The organism is Halorussus lipolyticus (assembly GCF_029338375.1).
In the GTDB taxonomy this organism is placed as follows: Archaea; Halobacteriota; Halobacteria; order Halobacteriales; family Haladaptataceae; genus Halorussus; species Halorussus lipolyticus.
The window spans coordinates 1558066-1576619 of the sequence record NZ_CP119804.1; the positions used below are offsets into that span (position 1 = coordinate 1558066).

The window sequence follows — 18554 nt, forward strand, 5'->3', positions numbered from 1 at the left end:
CATCCCCGACCCGCCGGTCGCTGGCGGCGGGCGGATAGCCGCGGCTCCGTCCCGCGCTCAGTCGCTCGCTCGGGAGTCGCCGGGGTTGCGGTCGGCCCGAGACGGCGGTGGAATCTGGGACTCGCTGGACTCCGGGCGTTCCGGCAGGAGACACCGGTCGGTCTGGCGATTGACGTGGGCGTACTCCTCGGGGGAGTTCGCCAGCGCGTGGGCCGGGTTCTGGTCGCTTTCGAGGACCGCCGCGCGGACCTCGCCGAACCGGCAGACCCGAGCGCGGATGCCGCGCCAGTGGTTGCGACCGGCGGTCGGGACTGTCAGTTTCCGCGGCGGGGTGTGGTCGGACCGGCGGGTCGCCAGCGTCGCGCTGTTGACGTTCGCGGCGAGGTCGTCGTGGTCCACGAGGACGCCGACGCGAGCGCCGGTCGGAGCGCGCTCTGCGAGTACGTCGAGACCGAGGTGGAGCGCCCGATACTCGGCGACGTTGTTGTCCGTGACCGAGCGGTCGGGGACCGAGAGGCGAGCGACCTGCTCGCCGTCTCGCGTTTCGATGATAGCGCCCAGTCCACCCTCGTCGCTGTCGAGGTTGTACGAACCGTCGGTGGCGACGTAGAAATCGCGGTGATGCGTCCGCGGCGGGTGGGCGATGTGCGGCGTGGGCGATTCGTCGAACAATGCCCGGAGCGGGGAGGAACGGCCGTGAACGGCCATATATCCTGTTTCGGTTCGTGACAACTTAAACTTACGGCCCGCGTCCGGTGTGGTCGAAATCGCTTCAGAGCGTCGTCAAGAAGGTGTGATTACGGCGTCGTACCGTGTGGTTTGCCACACCATATTTATGTTCTAGTGTATGTTTGAAATGGTATGGCGCACGACGAAGGCGCGTCTCGACGGACGTTCCTCAAGACAGCAGGTACCGCGGCGGCGGCCGCATCGGTCGCGGGGTGTACTGGTGGCGGTGGCACACAGGAGACGACGACAACGGGCGGGACGACGACGGAGACCGACACGCAGACCGAGACCAGTGAGGAGGGTGACCTCCCCGACGAGTTCGCAGTCACGATTACCCAAGGCCAGATGCCGACCACGCTCGACCCGCAGAACCACCGGTCTACCCCGACCGACAACGTGGTCTTGCACGCCTACGAGGGTCTGCTCGGCCGCGACCAGCAGGGGAAAATCGTCCAGAAGTTGGCGACCAACTACGAGCGACAGGAACCGGGCCGGGTGCGGTTCCAGATTCGAGAGGGCGTCACCTTCCACAACGGCGACCAACTCACGCCCGAGGACGTGGCGTTCAGCATCAACCGCATCGTGGACGAGAGCGTGAGCATCGCCAGCCCGCAGGCTGACCAACTCGCGGGCGTCACCGGCGCAGAGGTGGTAGACGGCCAGCGCGCGGTGGACGTGATGTCAGACGGGGCCAACCCCATCGTGTTCTCGCTGTTCGCCACCTACTGCGACGTCATGCAGCAGTCGTGGGTCGAGGAGCGCTCGAAGTCCGAAATCGCCCAACAGATGAACGGGACCGGTCCGTTCGTTCTCGAACAGTTCCAGTCGAACGTGCGAGTCGAGTTCTCTCGCAACGAGGACTACTGGCGGCAACCGCCCGCGGTCACGTCGCTGACCTTTCGGGCGGCCGAGGAGTCCAGCACTCGCGTCAACCAACTGCTGGAGGGCGAGAGCGACATCATCGTCAACGTCCCGCCCCAGTCCATCGGCCGGGTCCGGAACAACGGGAGTACCCGAATCAGCGCGGCACCGAGTACGCGCATCCTCTACAACGCGATGAAGTACAACGTCGAACCGTTCTCCAGCGTGGAGTTCCGGCGGGCGATGAACCTCGCCGTGAACCTCGAAAGCATCATCGAGAACGTGCTATCCGGCTTCGCCGACCCGACGAACCAACCCACGCTCGAAGGCTTCTTCGGCTTCAACTCCGACGTGAGCCAGTACCCCCACGACCCAGCGCAGGCCGAGCAGTTGGTCGAGGAGAGCGGCCACGCCGGGGTGTCAATCACGCTCCACACGCCGGTCGGCCGGTACCTGAAGGACGTGGAAATCGCCCAAGCGGTCGCCAACCAAATCGACCAGCTCTCGAACGTCTCGTGTTCGGTCAGACAGCGCGAGTTCGCCACGCTGGCGGGCGAACTCACCGACGGCAATCTCGAAACCAGTCCAGACTTCTACCTCATCGGCTGGGGGAACGCGACGTTCGACGCGAGTCAGACCATCATCCCCCTGCTGACCTGCGACGGCGCGCTGACCTCCTACTGCAACGAGCAGGTGGACCAGCAGATGAATCAGGCCCAGAGCCAGACCGACGAACAACAGCGCGACCAGACGCTCCAGCAGGTAAACCAGACGCTCCACGACCAAGCGCCGTGGATATTCCTCAACCGCCAGTACAGCGTCTACGGGGTGCGAAATCGCGTCGAATGGCAAGCCCGTCGTGACGAACGCATCGACGCCTACGCGATGGAACCTGCCGAAAGTCAGTAACACCGACTCATGTTTTCGCTTCGACGGAGTGATGCCTGATGGCGATGGGACGATTCCTCCTCAAGCGTAGCGTCCAAGGTGTGTTCGTCGTCTGGGGCGTCGTGACGGCGGTGTTCGCGCTCCGGTACGTCACGCCGGGCAACCCGATTACGTTCGTCGCGCCACTGGACGCCGGACCGGAGTTGCGCGAGCAAATCGCCCGTGAATTGGGACTGAACAGGCCGTTCTACGTCCAGTACTTCGACTACATCTTCAGCCTGTTACAGGGAGACATGGGTTACTCGTACATTCAGGGAGTCGAAGCCAGCAAACTCATCTTCGCCCGCCTCCCGGCCACCGTCGAGTTGGCCGTCGCCGCGAGCGTCGTGGCGGTGGTCCTCTCGATTCCGCTGGGCGTCATCTCGGCGACTCGGCGACACGAACCCGCCGACTACGCCGCGACGAGTTTCTCGCTCATCGGCATCTCGACGCCGAACTTCTGGCTGGGCATCATGCTCGTGCTGGTGCTGTCGGTCCAGTTCGGCCTGTTCCCGACGAGTCGCCGGGGAATCGGTCTCGCCCCCGCAATCGGAATGCTGGTGACCCAACTCGACTTCTCGGGACTCGTGACGTGGCTTTCCCACATGATTCTCCCTGCCGTCACGCTGGGCACCTACTTCACCGCGCTCATCACCCGACTGACCCGAAGCGGGATGCTCGACGAACTCGGTAAACCCTACGTCCGGGCATCCCGTGCGAAGGGGCTTCCCGAAACGCTGGTCCGGTACAAGCACGCGCTCCGGAACACGCTGATTCCGGTCATCACCGTGCTTGGCCTCCAACTCGGCACCCTCATCGGCGGCGCGGTCATCACCGAGGCCGTCTTCGCGTGGCCGGGACTGGGGACCCTCCTCATCAACGCCATCAACTCGCGTGACTGGCCGCTGATTCAGGGGTCGCTCATCGTCATCGGGACTGGGTTCGTCCTCATCAACATCTTCGTGGACGCACTGTACGCCTACATCAATCCGCAGGTGGTTCACTAATGTTCTCACCGCGAACGCTCCGGAATCTCCGGAAAGAACTCCGACAGAGCGCGCTGGCCAAGATGGGAATCCTCGTCGTCGTGGTCATCGTACTGGTGGCGGTGTTCGCGCCGCTCCTCGCGCCGCACAACCCCACGAACCAGACGCTCGACCAGTCCCAACTCCCGCCACTCGGCTTCAGTAAGACAACCACCCAGACCAGTTCCGAGATGGTCAACGGGTCGGTCCAAGTCGTCAACGAGACGGTGACGGTTTCGGCCTCGCCGAAGTATCCGCTCGGCACCGACGCGCTCGGCAGGGACATGCTCTCGCGGGTTATCTACGGCGCGAGGACTTCCCTGCTGGTCGGCCTGTTCGGCACGGTTATCGCCGCGACGGTCGGCGTCACGGTCGGACTGGTCGCAGGCTACTACGGCGGAAAGGTGGACGACGCGCTGATGCGAAGTGCCGACATCATGCTCGCCTTCCCGTCGCTGGTGCTTGCCGTCGCGCTCGTCGGCCTGTTCGGGCGGGCGGTGGTCAGGCTTCCCGACCCACTGGTGCAGGCCGGTATCGCGCCGACCATGCCCGAGACGTTCGCCCTGCCGGGGACGGTCATCATCGTCGTCGGACTGGTGAACTGGGTGTGGTTCGCACGCGTGGCCCGAGGAGAGGCCCTGTCCATCAACGGCGAGGAGTACGTCAAGGCGGCGCGCTCGGTGGGCGCTGACGACGGGTTCATCATCCGCAAACACGTCCTGCCCAACAGCGTGACGCCGATTCTCGTGCTGGCGACCATCCAAATCGCGGCCATCATCCTGCTCGAATCGGCCCTCTCGTTCCTCGGGTTCTCCGGGACCAGTCTCTCGTGGGGCTTCGACATCGCGCAGGGTCGTGACTATCTGGCCTCGTCGTGGTGGATTTCGACGGTGCCGGGTCTGGCCATCGTGGTGACTGTCATCGGCATCAACCTCGTCGGGGACTGGCTTCGTGACGCCTTGGACCCCGGTATCGAGGGCGAAGGGGGTGGCGTCTGATGGCCGACGAACTCCTGCGCGTCCGCAATCTCTCGACCCGGTTCTTCACCGAGGAGGGGCAGGTCAACGCGGTCGAGTCGGTGGACTTCGACGTTCGGGACGGCGAGGTGTTCGGCATCGTCGGCGAGTCGGGGTCGGGTAAGAGTGTGACTGCGCTGTCGGTCATCGACCTCGTGGAGTCGCCCGGCCGCATCACCAGCGGCGAGGTCTGGTATCGCAACCCCGAGTTGGCCGACGAGGTGCGCGACGACGACCCCGAGGCCGTGGCCGGCGACTACGTGGACGTGCGTCGAGTCCCCGAGAACGTCCGACGCGCGCTCCGCGGGCCGTCGTTCGCCACCATCTTCCAAGACCCGATGAGCAGTCTCAACCCCTCGATTACGGTCGGCGAGCAGATAGCCGAGGCGGTCGAGGTTCAGCGCCGGGCGCGGTCGAATCCGCGCTCGACTCGCTCCCGGACGCAGGGGTTCGGATTGGCCGACCTGCTGTCGAGTACGGTCCTGCCGGGTCGAAACTACGTCAGCGACGAGAGCCGCGAGGAGGCCATCGAACTCCTCGAACAGGTCGGGATTCCGGACCCCGCCGACCGGGCCGACGAGTACCCCCACCAGTTCTCCGGCGGGATGCTCCAGCGAGCGATGATAGCCCAAGCCTTGGCGGGCGAACCCGACCTGCTCATCGCGGACGAACCGACCACTGCGCTCGACGTGACGATTCAGGCCCAGATTCTGGACCTCCTGCGGGACTTGCAGGACGAGACGGGCATGAGCATCGTGATGATTACCCACAACCTCGGGGTCATCGCCCGGATGTGCGACCGGGTTGGCGTGATGTACGCCGGGGAAATCGTGGAGCGCGGCGAGTTGGAAGACGTGTTCGACAACCCGGTGCATCCCTACACGCGGGGCCTGCTCGGGTCGATTCCCGACTTGGACGAACCCTCTGCCCGCCTGCAACCCATCGAGGGCAACGTGCCAGACCTCATCGACTCGGAGATGGGCGACCGGTGTTACTTCGCCGACCGGTGTCCCAAGGCGATGGAGCAGTGTCTGAACCACCCGCCGGAGTTCGACGCCGAAACCGGGGAACCGCGCGAGGACGAGGCCACAGCGGGCGAACACGGCGTCCGGTGCGTCCTCGCCCAGCAGGAGTTCGACCCCTCGCGGGCGCTCCCCGAGGACTACTTCGACAGCGACGCCCGGCGCACTTCCAGCGGGGACAGCAGGGATTCAGCCGAGGACGAGGAGGTGAGCGCGGATGACTGACCCCCTCGTTCACGTCGAGGACTTACAGAAGTACTACTACGAGCAGGACAACCTGACCGATAGGCTCCTCGGCAAGGAACCCGAGAGCGTCCAAGCCGTGGACGGCGTGAGCTTCGAGGTCCGAGAGGGCGAGACGCTCGGACTCGTCGGCGAGTCAGGGTGTGGCAAGTCCACGACCGGCGAGACGCTCCTCAACCTCCGGGAACCCACCGGGGGCGCGGTCTACTTCGACGACGAGAACGTCTTCGAGATGGACGACCTGACCGAGTTCCGAAAGCGGTCGCAGGTCGTGTTTCAGGACCCCTTCTCCAGCCTCGACCCGCGGATGACCGCCGGCGAAATCGTCCGCGAACCCCTCGACGTTCACGGCATCGGCACGAAAGCCGAGCGCAGGGAGCGAGTCGCGGAACTGATGGAGCGCGTCGGCCTGTCGGCCGGGCAGGTGGACCGCTATCCCCACGAGTTCTCGGGCGGTCAGCGCCAGCGGGTCGGCATCGCTCGGGCCTTGGCGCTCGAACCGGACTTCATCGTGTGCGACGAACCCGTCTCGGCGCTGGACGTGTCGGTGCAGGCCCAGATTCTCAACCTCTTGGACGACTTGCAGGACGAGTTCGGCCTGACCTACCTGTTCATCGCCCACGACCTCTCGGTGGTCCGGCACATCTCCGACCGGGTGGCGGTGATGTACCTCGGCGAAATCGTGGAGGTCGGTCCGGTCGATGAGATATTCGAGAACCCCGGCCACCCCTACACCGAGGCCCTGCTCGAAAGCGTCCCGCGGGCAGACACCAGCGAACACGGGCGGGAGGTCGATACCCTCTCTGGCGACGTGCCCTCGCCGCGGGACCCGCCCTCGGGGTGCCGGTTCCACACCCGGTGTCCCTACGCCAGAGAGGTCTGCGCGAAGGAGGACCCTGAGGAGTACGCGGTCGAAGGCGACGACTCGGCGGGCCACCGCGCGGCCTGCTTCCGGCGGGTCGAGGACCACGAGTACTGGTCGAGTCCACCGCTCGAAACCGACGAGCAGACGGCCGAGACTGCGGCCGACGACTGAGCGCGAATCGCAGGCGACCGGGGTGAAACCGCGGGAGACGACCGACGCCTCCTCGGTGCGGTTTTCGGCCGTCTGAGGGCCTCGGCATGAATTATCGGGCAGTACCCTTTTCTCCGAGAGGGTGGTGTTTGTCGGACGGAGTGGCGCTCGGCGCGCGCCTCGTCGGGGGTGGTTGGGACGCCGCCGGGGGTGCGGTTCGTACTTCGAGCGTCTTCGACTATACATGAGTCATGACGAGAATCGGGAGACAGTTTTCATCCCGCACGTCTCCGAGAAGGACGTACTGCCAGTCAACAGCGAGAGCGAATCGCTCGACTCGGTGTTTCGAGCGCTGTCCGACCACCGACGGCGATATGTCTGTCACTACCTCTTGCAGGCCGACGACTCGCTCCGCGTGGACGCACTCGCGGAGTTGCTCACAGCGTCGATGACCGAGAAGACCCGCGCAGTGCTGACCTCCGCGGAAATCGAGAAGACCCGGACCGAACTCCGCCGAATCCACCTGCCGAAACTCACCGAGGCCGGTATCGTGGAGTACGACGACGAGCGGGAAGTCGTTCGACTCACCGAGTCACCGGGCGTGGCCAACACCCTACAGGCGGCCGCGGACGTCGATTTAGAACGGTAGCGGTCGCCACAGCGAAGCCACTCGTCTTTCGATGGAATCGTAGCGACCTGCTAGACAGATTGGAATATTTCTTTTAGACGTGATTCTATTGCTAATAGGAACATGGATTTATCCTCGATGTTCGACACCGTGGCGAACGCTCGCCCGAGTATCGTCGGTCTGCTCGACCTGACTATCGCCGGTCTCCTCGGAATCGTTGCTCGCGTCCGGCATCGTTATCTGTCTATGGTCCGTCCACGGAACTATGGCAGACGATTTGACTGCGACGCTTCACACGACGCACGGCGAAATCGAGGTACGACTGTTCGACGAGCGCGCCCCGCGAACCGTCGAGAACTTCGTGAATCTGGCCGAACACGACCCCGCCGCGGACGACGACCCCGCGCCGGACACGACGACGTGGGAGGACCCACAGACCGGCGAGGTCCGCGGTGACGCCCTCTACAACGACGTGCCCTTCCACCGAATCATCGAGGACTTCATGATTCAGGGCGGCGACCCGACCGGCACCGGCCGCGGCGGCCCCGGCTACGAGTTCGAAGACGAGTTCCACGACGAACTCCGCCACGACGGCGCGGGCGTCCTCTCGATGGCCAACAGCGGCCCCGACACCAACGGCTCGCAGTTCTTCATCACCCTCGACGCCCAACCGCATCTGGACGACCGCCACGCCGTCTTCGGCGAGGTCGTAGACGGCATGGATGTGGTCGAGGAGATCGGCTCGGTCCCGACCGACCACAACGACAACCCCAACGAGGACGTGACGCTCGAACGCGTCGAGATTCACGACTAAACGCGCCGCTCTTTCCTTTTGGCACAGCCCTTTCGAGTTAGTCGGACTAGCAGTTACGGGGTAGGTGCGGCTCTGGCGCCATCAGCGAGGCGGCGGAGTCACCGTGACGACAGTGCTGGGTGATTCGCCAGCTATCTGCCTGCAACCACCGGAAGACAAACCGCGTCTTCCGAGGTGTTGCAAATCGAAGATTTGCCACATCACGAAAATCTTCGATTTTCGCCGGTTACACTCGCTTCGCTCGCGTGACTGCGCGAAGCGTCCGGGCGAGGTTGGCCGCTCGCTGGTACTTCAACCCTCGTGCGAGCAGGTCGGGTTTCAACCATGGACGCGACCACTTCCTTGCCCGGCCGCGAAGACCGAAACCCACTTCGGGGAGAGTCGTCAATCCCCACCTGCGCGAGGGTTGCCGAGCGGCCAAAGGCGGCGGGCTTAAGACCCGCTCTCGTAGGAGTCCATGGGTTCGAATCCCATCCCTCGCATCTTTCTCGGCGCGCTACGCCGCGAGCGCCTCGTGCGCTCGCATCCTCAGCGCCCGTGAAAATCGGTTACAGTCGAAAAAGAGACCAAGCGTTGTCGACGTTGTTTCCATCAGTCGAAACCCACATTCCTCCGAACGACCTATCCAGACCCAATGACCGACGAGTCCGTCGAACGCGCCTTCCGCGAGCATCCCGATTTCGAGAAGACCGCCGAAAACCAGTTCGAGACGCCCCAAAAGCCGTTTCCCGGCGTCGTCACCGTAACCGACGAGGACGACACACCGGACGCCCACCACTACGAGGTCGAGGTCCGGGCACCCATGCTCGACGCCGTGGTCGAAGGCGAGGCCGTCGCCGAAGTCGTCGAAGATGGCTGGTTCGAGACGCTGGAACTCCGACTGGACGACGCCTACACCGTCACCAACGCCGATTCGGCCGAACCGCCCGAAATCCAGCGCGAGGGGGCCGGCGAGGACGCCGAGGTGGTCGTCACCCTCGAATTCGACCGCGAAAATCCCGAGTACGCCGCCGAGGACGCGCTGGCGGTCGTAGAGTACGTCGAGGGGACGTGGGTGCAGGGAATCATCCCCGGTTACGACTACCGGGACCCCGCCGCCGGACTGCGCGAGCGCGCGAGACAAAATTACGACGAGGGCGGCGCTGGCGGTCGGGGCGACAGCAGTCGAGGCGGTGGCGGTCGGGGTCCCGGTGGTTCCGGCGGCGCACCGATGTAGCCCGACCGAGAGACCGGCTAGTCCATGGCGATGTAGGTCTGGGTGTCCTCGACGCCCTTGACGCCCTGAATCCCGTCGGCCGCGATTTCCTTCACGTCGGCGGGCGAGTCTACGTCTAACTTGGCGATGATGTCCACGTCGCCCGCCACGATGTGGGCGTCGATGACGCCGTCGAGGTCCATGATGGAGTTTTTGAGCCTGTCCGCCTCGCCCGTGTTCGCCTTGACCATGACGTATGCGGTAACCATGTCAGTTGCCTCCCGTCATCGCTTGTGCAGTCTCTCTGCTGGCGTCGCCCACCAGAATCTGTCGCACGTCCTGTAGCACCGTGAAGTCCGCCAGCACCGCCACCCGGTCGCCGACCTCGAGCGAGTCGTCGGGAAGTGGAATCCCCATCGCCTCGTCGGCCTTTCCGAAGGCGAGAATCCGGGAGTTAGCGGGAAGCGAGAGTTCGCTGATGGAGTAGCCCTTGACCGGCGACTCGTCGGTAATCGTGAGTTCCACGACCTGCAAGTTCTGGGCGATGTCGGCGATGGCCCGGACGTTACCGCCCATCAGGGCGTTCTTCGCCGCGATGGCTCCCAGACGCTCGGGGTAGACCACCTCGTCCACGTCGCTGGCGAACTTCCGGTAGATGTCCTCGCGGTAGTCCTCGTCGATGCGCAGGACGGTCCGACACCCGTAGTGCTTGCCCACCATGCACCCAGCGAAGTTGACGTTCAGGTCGCCGGTGAGCGCCCCGACCGCATCGGCGGATTCGAGGTCGGCCTGCTTCAGCACCTCCTCGCGGGCACCGTCACCTTCCACCACCTCGAAGTCGTCGTTCCGGGCGCGTTCGACTTTGTTGGCGTCGGCCTCGACCAACGTGACTTCGTGGCCCTCCTCGCGGAGGACGCGGGCCGTGCGAAGCCCTACCCGACCCGAACCAATGATAACGAATCGCATGGTAACGCTTACGCGGGACTGGTTGAATAAGTTTTCTCCGTCCCAAAGGTTTTTCTCGTATGGTACAGAACCACACAGTGCGATGGTTCACGCTTTTATCATGGTGAAAACGGCCGCTGGACGCTCCGAGGACGTAGTAGACGCGGTTCGGGGGTTAGACCGCATCTCGGAGGCCCACGTCGTCGCGGGCGAGTTCGACATCATCGTGGAAGCCGACGCCGACGAGGTGTATCAGGTACTCCACGCCGCCTCGTCGGACATCTCGGGAATAGACGGGGTGGCCGATACCAAGACCTACATGGCGCTCGACTGACCGGGCGAACAGCCGATTTCGGCTGTCCCGATTCGACTCAGTGGTCTAGCTCCTGCACGTCGTTCTCCGCGAGGAAGGAGTCCAGCCACGCCTTCTGGTCTTGCAGGTTCGGCGGCAGGTCGGCGTACACCCGGTCGAACACGTCGTGGGGGTCGCCCGGTTCGACCGACTCGGCGCGCTCGACCGCTTCGTCCAGCTCGGCGTCAACTTCGTCCTCGACTTCGGCGACGAACTCGTCGTCCAACACGCCCTGCTCGCGGAGGTACTCCTCGTAGCGTTCGAGGGGGTCGGCAGTCCGCCAGTCGGGCAGGTCCCGTGCGGCCTCCTCGTACTGACTCGGGTCGTCACTAGTCGTGTGGGCACCCTGTCGGTAGGTCAGACTCTCGACCAGTACGGGGTCGCCGTCGCGGGCCGAATCGAGGGCCTCGGCGACCGTCTCGCGGACCGCGAGTGGGTCGTTGCCGTCAACCTGCACGCCCTCGAACCCGTAGGCGTCGGCTTTCTGGGCGATGGTGTCCGAAGCGGTTTGGCGGTGACGAGGCAGGCTAATCGCCCACTCGTTGTTCTCGCAGAAGAAGACGGTCGGCGCGTCGAAGACGCCCGCGAAGTTCAGGCCCTCGTGGAAGTCGCCCTCGCTGGTCGCGCCGTCGCCGAAGTAACAGAGCGCGGCGTGGTTCGTCTCGTCGCCATCCACGTCCTGTCGGTAGTTCATCGCCATCCCTGCCCCGGCGGCGTGAGGAATCTGGGTAGCGATAGGGACCGCTTGGGGGAAGTTAGGGACCTCGTGGCCCGAGTGGAACTCCGGCATGCCACGCCGGAACAGCAGGACGTCGCTCATCGGCACGTCGCGGGCGATTTGCATCGCGTTCGACCGGTAGGTCGGGAAGAGCCAGTCGTCGTCTTCCATCGCCAGCGCGGCACCGACCTGCGAACCCTCTTGGCCCTTGTAGGGCGGCCAACTGCTCATCCAGCCTCTGCGCTGGAGCGCCAGCGCTCGCTCGTCGAACGCTCTCGCTCGAACCATGTCCCGGTACGTTTGTCGGGCCTCCTCGGGCGAAAACGGCGTCTCCGAGAGGTCCCGCTCGCCGATGATGCGGTTCATGCGCCGCGATTTGTCCGCCCCTCGCATAGTGGTTCCGGAAAAAACTGCGCCCGAATCGGACCACCCAAACAACCTTGCATGCGCATGTCCAACCCGAGTTGCATGAGCGTCATCGCGGAGTTGTCCGTTCCCGTCGAGGACTTCCCGCTCGGGCAGGCACTCGACGCGACCCCCGAGATGCAGGTCGAACTGGAGCGCATCGTACCCACCGGCGGGGGCGCACTCCCATTCTTCTGGGTGTGGGGTGACGACGTGAGTACGTTCGTCGGCGCGCTACGGGACAACTCCGGCATCGAGAGCGTCGCAGTGTTGGACGAAGTGGACAACGGCGCGCTGGTCCGGGCGGTCTGGTCGGACAAACCCGGCCTTATCGAGGGCGTCCTTCGGTCGGAGGCCACGCTGTTAGAGGTCCGGCGACGCGATAGCGTGTGGGAGTTCCGACTCCGGTCACCCGACCGCGGGGGCATCGTGAACCTCCAGCGCTACTGCGCCGACAACGACATCGACCTCCGACTCAACTGGATTCACACTCTGACCGAAGTCGAGGCCGGCCAGCAGTACGGACTGACCGACGACCAGCGAGCGACCATCGTGACCGCCTTCGAAGCGGGCTACTTCGACGAGCCGAGAGAAACGACCTTAGAGGAGATTTCCGAACAGTTCGACATCTCTCCTCGGGCAGTCTCGAAGCGAATGCGCCGAGGACTCCGGAACCTCGTCGCGGCCACGCTGGTCACCGACGACTGAAACCTATTTAAAACCCTTCGCTGACGAACCCCCGAGGGTACGCTGTCGGGGCGCTAGTGTTCGACGTAGCGACTCTACAGAGACCGTCGTGGTCTGCGAGTTCGAACATCCATGAGCGAGAAGCAATCAGCACTCGACCCCGGAACGGTACTGACGTACGAAGTAGCCGACGACCAGTCCCTCAGCGAGGGCGTCGTGGCGGCGGTCGCCGCGGTGTCGAACACGGACCCGGCCACGATGGACCCGCTGGCCGAGGCTATCGACCCCGACGCCTTAGACGCCCTTTTCGCCGACCAATACGACGGGACGCCCCGGTCGGGAGGACGCACCCGGTTTTCCTTCTTCGGCTACGAACTCGTCGTGACCGGCGACGGCCTCGTCTCCGTGGTGGACGCGCCGCGGTAGCCTCGTTTCTCCCGTCGTCCACCGCCGCAGTTTCAGGGTCGCCAGTCGGCCGACGACTCGCTATCGCCGATTCCCCAACGATTATCGCCTCTCCGGCGCACGTCTCTGCCATGACAGCGGCGGCAGACTACATCTTCACGAACGCAGAAGTCCACACGCTCGGCGAACCGGGCGAGGAGGCCGAGGCGGTGGCGGTCCGCGACGGCGAAATCGTGCGTGTAGCTGACGAGTACGAAGTCGAGTTTCTGAACGGCGTCGAGACCGAGGTGGTGGACCTCGGTGGGCGGGTCCTCCTGCCGGGGTTCATCGACGCTCACACGCACCTCCAGCATCTGGGGCGCTCGCTGGTCCACGCCGACCTCTCGGTGGCCTCCTCGCCCGGCGACTGCGTGGAGTTGCTCGCCGAGACGGCAGACGCCGCCGACGCGAGCGACGAGGCGGACGACGACTGGATTCTCGGGTTCGGCTACGACGAGAGTACGTGGGACGACTCCCGATACATCGACCGCGAGGACTTAGACGCCGTGAGCGACGAGCGCCCGATTGCGGCCTTCCGCGAGGACATGCACATCGCGGCGGTCAACTCGGTCGCGCTGGACCGCTACGTCGCCGAGATGCCCGACGACGACGTTCACGCCGAGGAGGGCGAACCCACGGGCGTCATCGTCGAGGAGGCCGTGGACGTAATCTACGAGGCCATCGAACCCGACACCGAACAGACCCGCGAACTCGTGACGGCCGCCCAGCGCGAGGCCAACCGGTTGGGCGTCACGGGCGTCCACGACATGGTTCGGGACTCGCGCGCCCCCGAGGTCTACCGCCAGATGGACATGGACGGCGACCTCTCGCTTCGCGTGCGAATCAACTACTGGTCGGACCACCTCGACGCTCTCGTGGAGACCGGACTACGGACCAACCACGGGAGCGAGTTCGTCCGGACCGGCGGCGTCAAGACGTTCACCGACGGGAGTTTCGGCGGTCGGACCGCCAAACTCTCGGACCCCTACGCCGACGCCGACGACGCCGAGGAGGTCGAAGACGACGAGACCGGCCAGTGGGTCGTCTCGCCCGACGAACTCCGGGAACTCGTCGCCGAGGCCGACGGCGCTGGCTTCCAGATGACCGCCCACGCCATCGGCGACGAAGCGGTCGATGCAGTCCTGTCGGCCTACGCCGAGACCGACAGTCCCGGTGAGGCCCGCCACCGGGTCGAACACGCCGAACTCACCGACGACGAGGCGGTCGAGAAGTTCGCCGAATCGGGCGTGGTGGCCTCGGTCCAGCCGAATTTCCTGAAGTGGGCCCAAGAGGGCGGTCTCTACGACGAGCGCCTCGGCACCGAGCGCAGAGAGCGGTCGAACCGCTACGCCGACCTGCTGGAAGCGGGCGCTCCGCTGGCGTTCGGGAGCGACTGTATGCCCCTCGACCCCCTGTTTGGAATCCACCAGACGGTCAACGCGCCCGCCGAGCGCCAGCGCCTCTCGGTGACGGACGCCCTGCGGGCCTACACCCGCGGCGCGGCCTACGCCGGGTTCGACGAGGACCGATTGGGAACGATTGCGGAGGGCAAAAGGGCGGATTTGGTGGCGCTCGAACGCTCGCCGTGGGAGCATCCCGAGGACATCGAAAACATCGACGTGGCGCTGACGATTGTGGACGGCGACGTGGTGTACGACGGTCGGTGAGTCGAGTCGGCGATGCGGTAGACGGCCGGAGAGACAGGTCGGCGGTCTCTCCCGCCACTGAGAAATATCTGCCAGTTTTTAGAAATCAAATAGTTGTCTTAGAGAATCGTATTTATTTCCGTTGGCGCTCGCGGACCGCTCGCAGTCGAAGCTGTCGCCGAGACGAACTCCCGACCGGTTTCGGTTCGTGCGCCGAGACCGTTTGACTCGTCACCGAACGAGAAAGCCAACAGCACCGGAACCAATTCACCGCCCAGCTATGAAGAGAAAATATTTTCAATACTGGCCACCGAAGTCTGTTGCAATCGGAGGTGGCTGACTGTGCCAAAAATGGAAACGGCGGACATCGAAACAGACCTGAGCCTCTTCAAATACGACAACCTCGAGCAGTTGCCCGAGGCCTACCGCGATTTGGACGAGGAGGAACGGCGTGACCGAATCGAGACGGCGAAGGCCGAGTTGGGCGACGACCTCGTAATCTTGGGCCACAACTACCAGCGCCGGGAAATCGTCGAACACGCCGACTTCATCGGCGACTCCTACCAGTTGAGCGTCGAGGCCGCCGAGGCGGACGCCGAATACGTCGTCTTCGGGGGCGTGACGTTCATGGCCGAGTCAGCCGACATCATCACCGACGACGACCAGACCGTCATCCTCCCCTCGATGGAGGCGTCCTGCCCGATGGCCGGGATGGCCGAGGCCCTGCAAGTAGACGCCGCGTGGGCCGAGATTACGAACGCGGCCCCCGACGCCGACATCATTCCCATCACGTACATGAACTCCTACGCCGACCTGAAGGCCTTCTGCGCCGAACAGGGCGGCGCGGTGTGTACCTCCTCGAACGCCGACAAGGTGTTCGAGTGGGCATTCGAGCAGGGCGACAAGGTGCTGTTCCTCCCCGACAAGCACCTCGGCGAGAACACCGCCCACCGCCTCGACATGGCCGAGTCCATCGCCGAGTGGGACCCGTGGGACCCCGAGGGCAAAGACGCCGAGGAGGTCGCTCGGAGCGACATCATCCTCTGGGACGGCTACTGTCAGGTCCACGAGCGATTCCGCGCCGACCACATCGAACAGGTCCGCGACGAGTACGACGACGCCAACGTCATCGTCCACCCCGAATGCCGGCGCGAGGTCGTTGAGGCCGCCGACGTGGCCGGAAGCACCGCGACAATCTGCCAGACAGTCGAGGACGCAGACCCCGGCGAGACGTGGGCCATCGGCACCGAGATTCACCTCACCAACCACCTCCAGCGGTGGCACCCCGAGGTCAACGTCGTGCCCCTCTGTGGCGACGCCTGCATGGACTGCAACGCGATGCGCCAAATCGACCCCAACTACCTGACGTGGGTCCTCGAAGAACTGGTCGCGGGCCGCGAGCGCAACGTCATCGAAGTCGCCCCGCAGGAGGCCGAACTGGCGGACGTAGCCATGCAGAGGATGCTGGATATTTGACCATGACCGAGAACACCCCCACCGACTCCGACACCCCTACTGACTCCGGCACCCCCACCGAGGCCGACGTGCTGGTCGTCGGAAGCGGAGTCGCCGGATGCGCCGCGGCGCTCTCGGCCGCCCGCGAAGGCGCGGAGGTCCTCGTCGTCACCAAGGCCGAGCGTCCCGAACAGACCACCTCCCACTGGGCGCAGGGCGGGGTCGCCACGACGCGCTCGGACCCCGAGGCCTTCGAGCGGGACATCATCGAGGCCAGCGCCGACACCGCCGACCCGGAGGCGGTCGAGGTGCTGGTCGAGGACGCCCCCGAAGCGGTCGAGGACGTGCTGGTCGAGACGCTGGACGTGCCATTCGACCGAAATCCCGACAGTTCGGACTTCGACTACGGGCAGGAAGCGGCCCACTCCGAACCCCGCATCCTCCACGTCAACGCCAGCACCGGCAAGCACCTCCTCGGACCCTTCCTGAACCACCTCGACGACCACGAGCGAGTCACCGTCCGGGCCGACACCGCCGCGCTCGACCTCATCACCCACGAGGGCCGGGTCCACGGCGCTGTCGTGGAACAGGACGGCGAGCGCGAGTCGGTCTTCGCGGGCGCGACGGTCCTCGCCACCGGCGGCATCGGCGCGCTCTACCGGAACTCCACGAACCCCGAGACGGCGACCGGCGACGGGATTGCGATGGCCGCCCTCGCGGGGGCCGACGTGGAGGACATGGCGTACATCCAATTCCATCCGACCGCCTATGCCGGCGAGGACCCCTTCCTCGTCAGCGAGGCGGTCCGAGGAGAGGGCGCGCTCCTCCGGAACGCCGACGACGAGCGATTCATGCCCGACTACCACGAGGACGCCGAACTCGCCCCGCGCGACGTGGTTGCCCGCGCAGTCGCGGACGAGCGCGAGCGCACGGGCGGGGTGTATCTAGACGTATCCCCGCTACGCTTCGCCGAGTCGTTCCCGGACCTCGCCGAGAAGTGCGAGGCCCGCGGCGTGGACTGGGAGTCGGGCATCCCGGTCGAACCGAGCGAGCATTTCCTCTGTGGCGGCATCGCGGTGGACGACCGCGGCCGGACCGACTTGGACCGCCTCTTTGCGGTCGGCGAGTGCGCCCGGACCGGCGTCCACGGCGCGAACCGCTTGGCGTCCACGAGTCTGCTGGAGGGTCTCGTCTGGGGCCTGCGCGCCGGGGAGTCCGCTGTCGGATTCGACCCGGAGCGCGTCGAAGCGCCGGACCTGCTGGACAGGGACCCCGACCTGCCCTCCGGATTCGCCCGCGAGAAGTTCGTCCGCCTCCGGAGAGTGATGGACGAGCAGGTGGGTCTGCGCCGGACGCCCGACGGACTTCAGCGTGCGACCGCGGTTCTCCGGCGACTCAAGGGCGAGGTGGACGCCTACACCCGGACCAGAACCTCGCGGAGCCTCTACGAACTCCGGAACGCCAGCGTGGTCTCCCTGCTGGTCGCCCGGCAGGCGATGGACGCCGACCCCGTGGGATGCCACGCGCTCGCCGAAGACGAATCGGACGCCGACGACGAGGAGGCCGAGGCCCGTGCGGGTGACTGACCGGAAAGTCGAGGACTGGCTACGTGAGGACGTGGGCCACCGCGACGTGACCAACCACGTCCCCGGCGAGACCACGGGCCGACTCGTCGCCAAGGAGTCGGGCGTCGCGGCCGGCCTCGATGCTGGGGCGGCCGTCTTCGACTATCTCGACGTGGACTGCGAGGCCACCGTCGATGCGGGCGAGGAGATTTCGCCGGGCGACGTTCTGCTGGAAGTCGAGGGTCCCGCCGAGTCGGTCCTCCGGGGCGAGCGAGTCGCGGTCAACGTCGCGGGCCACGCCTCGGGCGTGGCGACGAAGACCCGCCGAGCGGTCGAGTCTGCGCGCGAGGTCAGCGACGAGGTGGCCATCGCGGGCACCCGGAAGACCACGCCCGGCCTCCGGGGCGTCGAGAAGCGCGCGATTGCGGCGGGCGGCGGGGACACCCACCGCCTCACGCTCTCGGGGATGGTCATGGTCAAGGACAACCACGTCGCCGAGATGGGGATGGCGGAGGCCGTCCGGCACTTCCGCGACGAGAAGTCCTTTGCCACCAAAATCGAGGTCGAAGTCGAACGCCCGGAAGACGCGGCGCGGGCCGCGGAGGCCGGGGCCGACATCGTTCTGCTGGACAACATGACGCCTGCGGAGGTTTCAGAAGGTGTCGAGGTGCTTCCGGAGGATGTGCTTGCAGAAGCCAGCGGTGGAATTGGAATTTCGGACGTGCCGGAGTACGCCGGGACCGGCGTGGACGTGATTTCGATGGGGTCGCTGACGCACTCGGCTGATACGTTGGACCTCTCGTTCCGAACTGGCGGCCAATAAATAGTTTCTTTTAACTGCATTTGCGTTTCTTTGAGCAAT

At 65.3% G+C, this 18554-nt stretch carries 19 protein-coding genes and 1 tRNA gene; 16 read left to right on the forward strand and 4 right to left on the reverse strand.

The annotated features are described in order from the left end of the window. Positions 1-57: 57 nt before the first annotated feature. Positions 58-708 carry a reverse transcriptase-like protein gene (locus P2T57_RS07870; protein ID WP_276301934.1) on the reverse strand — a complete coding sequence of 217 codons (651 nt, stop codon included), beginning with the start codon at positions 706-708 and terminating at the stop codon, positions 58-60. A gap of 153 nt (positions 709-861) precedes the next feature. Here P2T57_RS07870 and P2T57_RS07875 point away from each other — a divergent pair, with 153 nt between their 5' ends. From P2T57_RS07875 to P2T57_RS07915, 9 genes are all read left to right on the forward strand, one after another. Beyond that, complete coding sequence (locus tag P2T57_RS07875; protein WP_276301935.1) at positions 862-2499, forward strand: ABC transporter substrate-binding protein; 1638 nt, start codon at positions 862-864, stop codon at positions 2497-2499. 38 nt (positions 2500-2537) lie between these two features. Continuing rightward, positions 2538-3524 (forward strand): ABC transporter permease, encoded by a 987-nt coding sequence (locus P2T57_RS07880; RefSeq protein WP_276301936.1) that lies wholly within the window; start codon positions 2538-2540, stop codon positions 3522-3524. Continuing rightward, positions 3524-4540, forward strand: a complete 1017-nt coding sequence (locus P2T57_RS07885; protein ID WP_276301937.1) for an ABC transporter permease — start codon at positions 3524-3526, stop codon at positions 4538-4540. The genes P2T57_RS07880 and P2T57_RS07885 overlap by 1 nt, the downstream gene beginning before the upstream one ends. Further along, entirely contained in the window at positions 4540-5805 is a 1266-nt protein-coding gene (locus P2T57_RS07890) for an ABC transporter ATP-binding protein (RefSeq protein WP_276301938.1), read from the forward strand. The genes P2T57_RS07885 and P2T57_RS07890 overlap by 1 nt, the downstream gene beginning before the upstream one ends. Beyond that, positions 5798-6859, forward strand: coding sequence for an ABC transporter ATP-binding protein (locus P2T57_RS07895; protein WP_276301939.1), 1062 nt, complete (start codon positions 5798-5800; stop codon positions 6857-6859). Before P2T57_RS07890 ends, P2T57_RS07895 begins: the two co-directional genes overlap by 8 nt. Positions 6860-7082: 223 nt before the next feature. After that, positions 7083-7487, forward strand: coding sequence for a DUF7344 domain-containing protein (locus P2T57_RS07900; protein WP_276301940.1), 405 nt, complete (start codon positions 7083-7085; stop codon positions 7485-7487). Between the two features lie 244 nt (positions 7488-7731). Then, positions 7732-8280, forward strand: coding sequence for a peptidylprolyl isomerase (locus tag P2T57_RS07905; protein ID WP_276301941.1), 549 nt, complete (start codon positions 7732-7734; stop codon positions 8278-8280). Positions 8281-8679: 399 nt separating this feature from the next. Continuing rightward, a tRNA-Leu gene (locus P2T57_RS07910) sits at positions 8680-8762 on the forward strand. 152 nt (positions 8763-8914) lie between these two features. Further along, entirely contained in the window at positions 8915-9496 is a 582-nt protein-coding gene (locus tag P2T57_RS07915; protein ID WP_276301942.1) for a DUF5813 family protein, read from the forward strand. Positions 9497-9513: 17 nt separating this feature from the next. Here P2T57_RS07915 and P2T57_RS07920 read toward each other — a convergent pair whose 3' ends face one another. Next, positions 9514-9744, reverse strand: a complete 231-nt coding sequence (locus P2T57_RS07920) for an Lrp/AsnC family transcriptional regulator (RefSeq protein ID WP_276301943.1) — start codon at positions 9742-9744, stop codon at positions 9514-9516. Between the two features lies 1 nt (position 9745). Beyond that, entirely contained in the window at positions 9746-10441 is a 696-nt protein-coding gene (locus P2T57_RS07925) for a potassium channel family protein (RefSeq protein WP_276301944.1), read from the reverse strand. A gap of 82 nt (positions 10442-10523) precedes the next feature. On the opposite strand from P2T57_RS07925, the gene P2T57_RS07930 reads away from it, so the two are divergent. After that, a complete protein-coding gene (locus tag P2T57_RS07930; protein ID WP_276301945.1) occupies positions 10524-10754 on the forward strand; it encodes an Lrp/AsnC family transcriptional regulator in 231 nt (76 codons plus the stop codon). 37 nt (positions 10755-10791) lie between these two features. Here the strand turns inward: P2T57_RS07930 and P2T57_RS07935 are convergent, their stop codons facing one another. Beyond that, complete coding sequence (locus P2T57_RS07935; protein ID WP_276301946.1) at positions 10792-11856, reverse strand: thiamine pyrophosphate-dependent dehydrogenase E1 component subunit alpha; 1065 nt, start codon at positions 11854-11856, stop codon at positions 10792-10794. Positions 11857-11958: 102 nt separating this feature from the next. On the opposite strand from P2T57_RS07935, the gene P2T57_RS07940 reads away from it, so the two are divergent. From P2T57_RS07940 to nadC, 6 genes are all read left to right on the forward strand, one after another. Next, positions 11959-12603, forward strand: a complete 645-nt coding sequence (locus P2T57_RS07940) for a helix-turn-helix domain-containing protein (protein ID WP_276301947.1) — start codon at positions 11959-11961, stop codon at positions 12601-12603. A 111-nt stretch (positions 12604-12714) separates the two neighbouring features. Further along, positions 12715-13008: a DdfA family disk-determining factor gene (locus tag P2T57_RS07945; protein WP_276301948.1), complete on the forward strand. Its 294-nt coding sequence runs from the start codon at positions 12715-12717 to the stop codon at positions 13006-13008. Positions 13009-13118: 110 nt separating this feature from the next. Beyond that, the gene (locus P2T57_RS07950) at positions 13119-14693 is read left to right on the forward strand and encodes an amidohydrolase (protein WP_276301949.1); all 1575 of its coding nucleotides are present in this window, start codon (positions 13119-13121) and stop codon (positions 14691-14693) included. A 330-nt stretch (positions 14694-15023) separates the two neighbouring features. Next, positions 15024-16148 carry a quinolinate synthase NadA gene (gene nadA, locus P2T57_RS07955; protein WP_276302093.1) on the forward strand — a complete coding sequence of 375 codons (1125 nt, stop codon included), beginning with the start codon at positions 15024-15026 and terminating at the stop codon, positions 16146-16148. 2 nt (positions 16149-16150) lie between these two features. Beyond that, a complete protein-coding gene (locus P2T57_RS07960) occupies positions 16151-17713 on the forward strand; it encodes an L-aspartate oxidase (RefSeq protein WP_276301950.1) in 1563 nt (520 codons plus the stop codon). Then, positions 17700-18515 (forward strand): carboxylating nicotinate-nucleotide diphosphorylase, encoded by an 816-nt coding sequence (nadC, locus tag P2T57_RS07965; protein ID WP_276301951.1) that lies wholly within the window; start codon positions 17700-17702, stop codon positions 18513-18515. The genes P2T57_RS07960 and nadC overlap by 14 nt, the downstream gene beginning before the upstream one ends. The last annotated feature ends 39 nt before the right edge of the window (positions 18516-18554 follow it).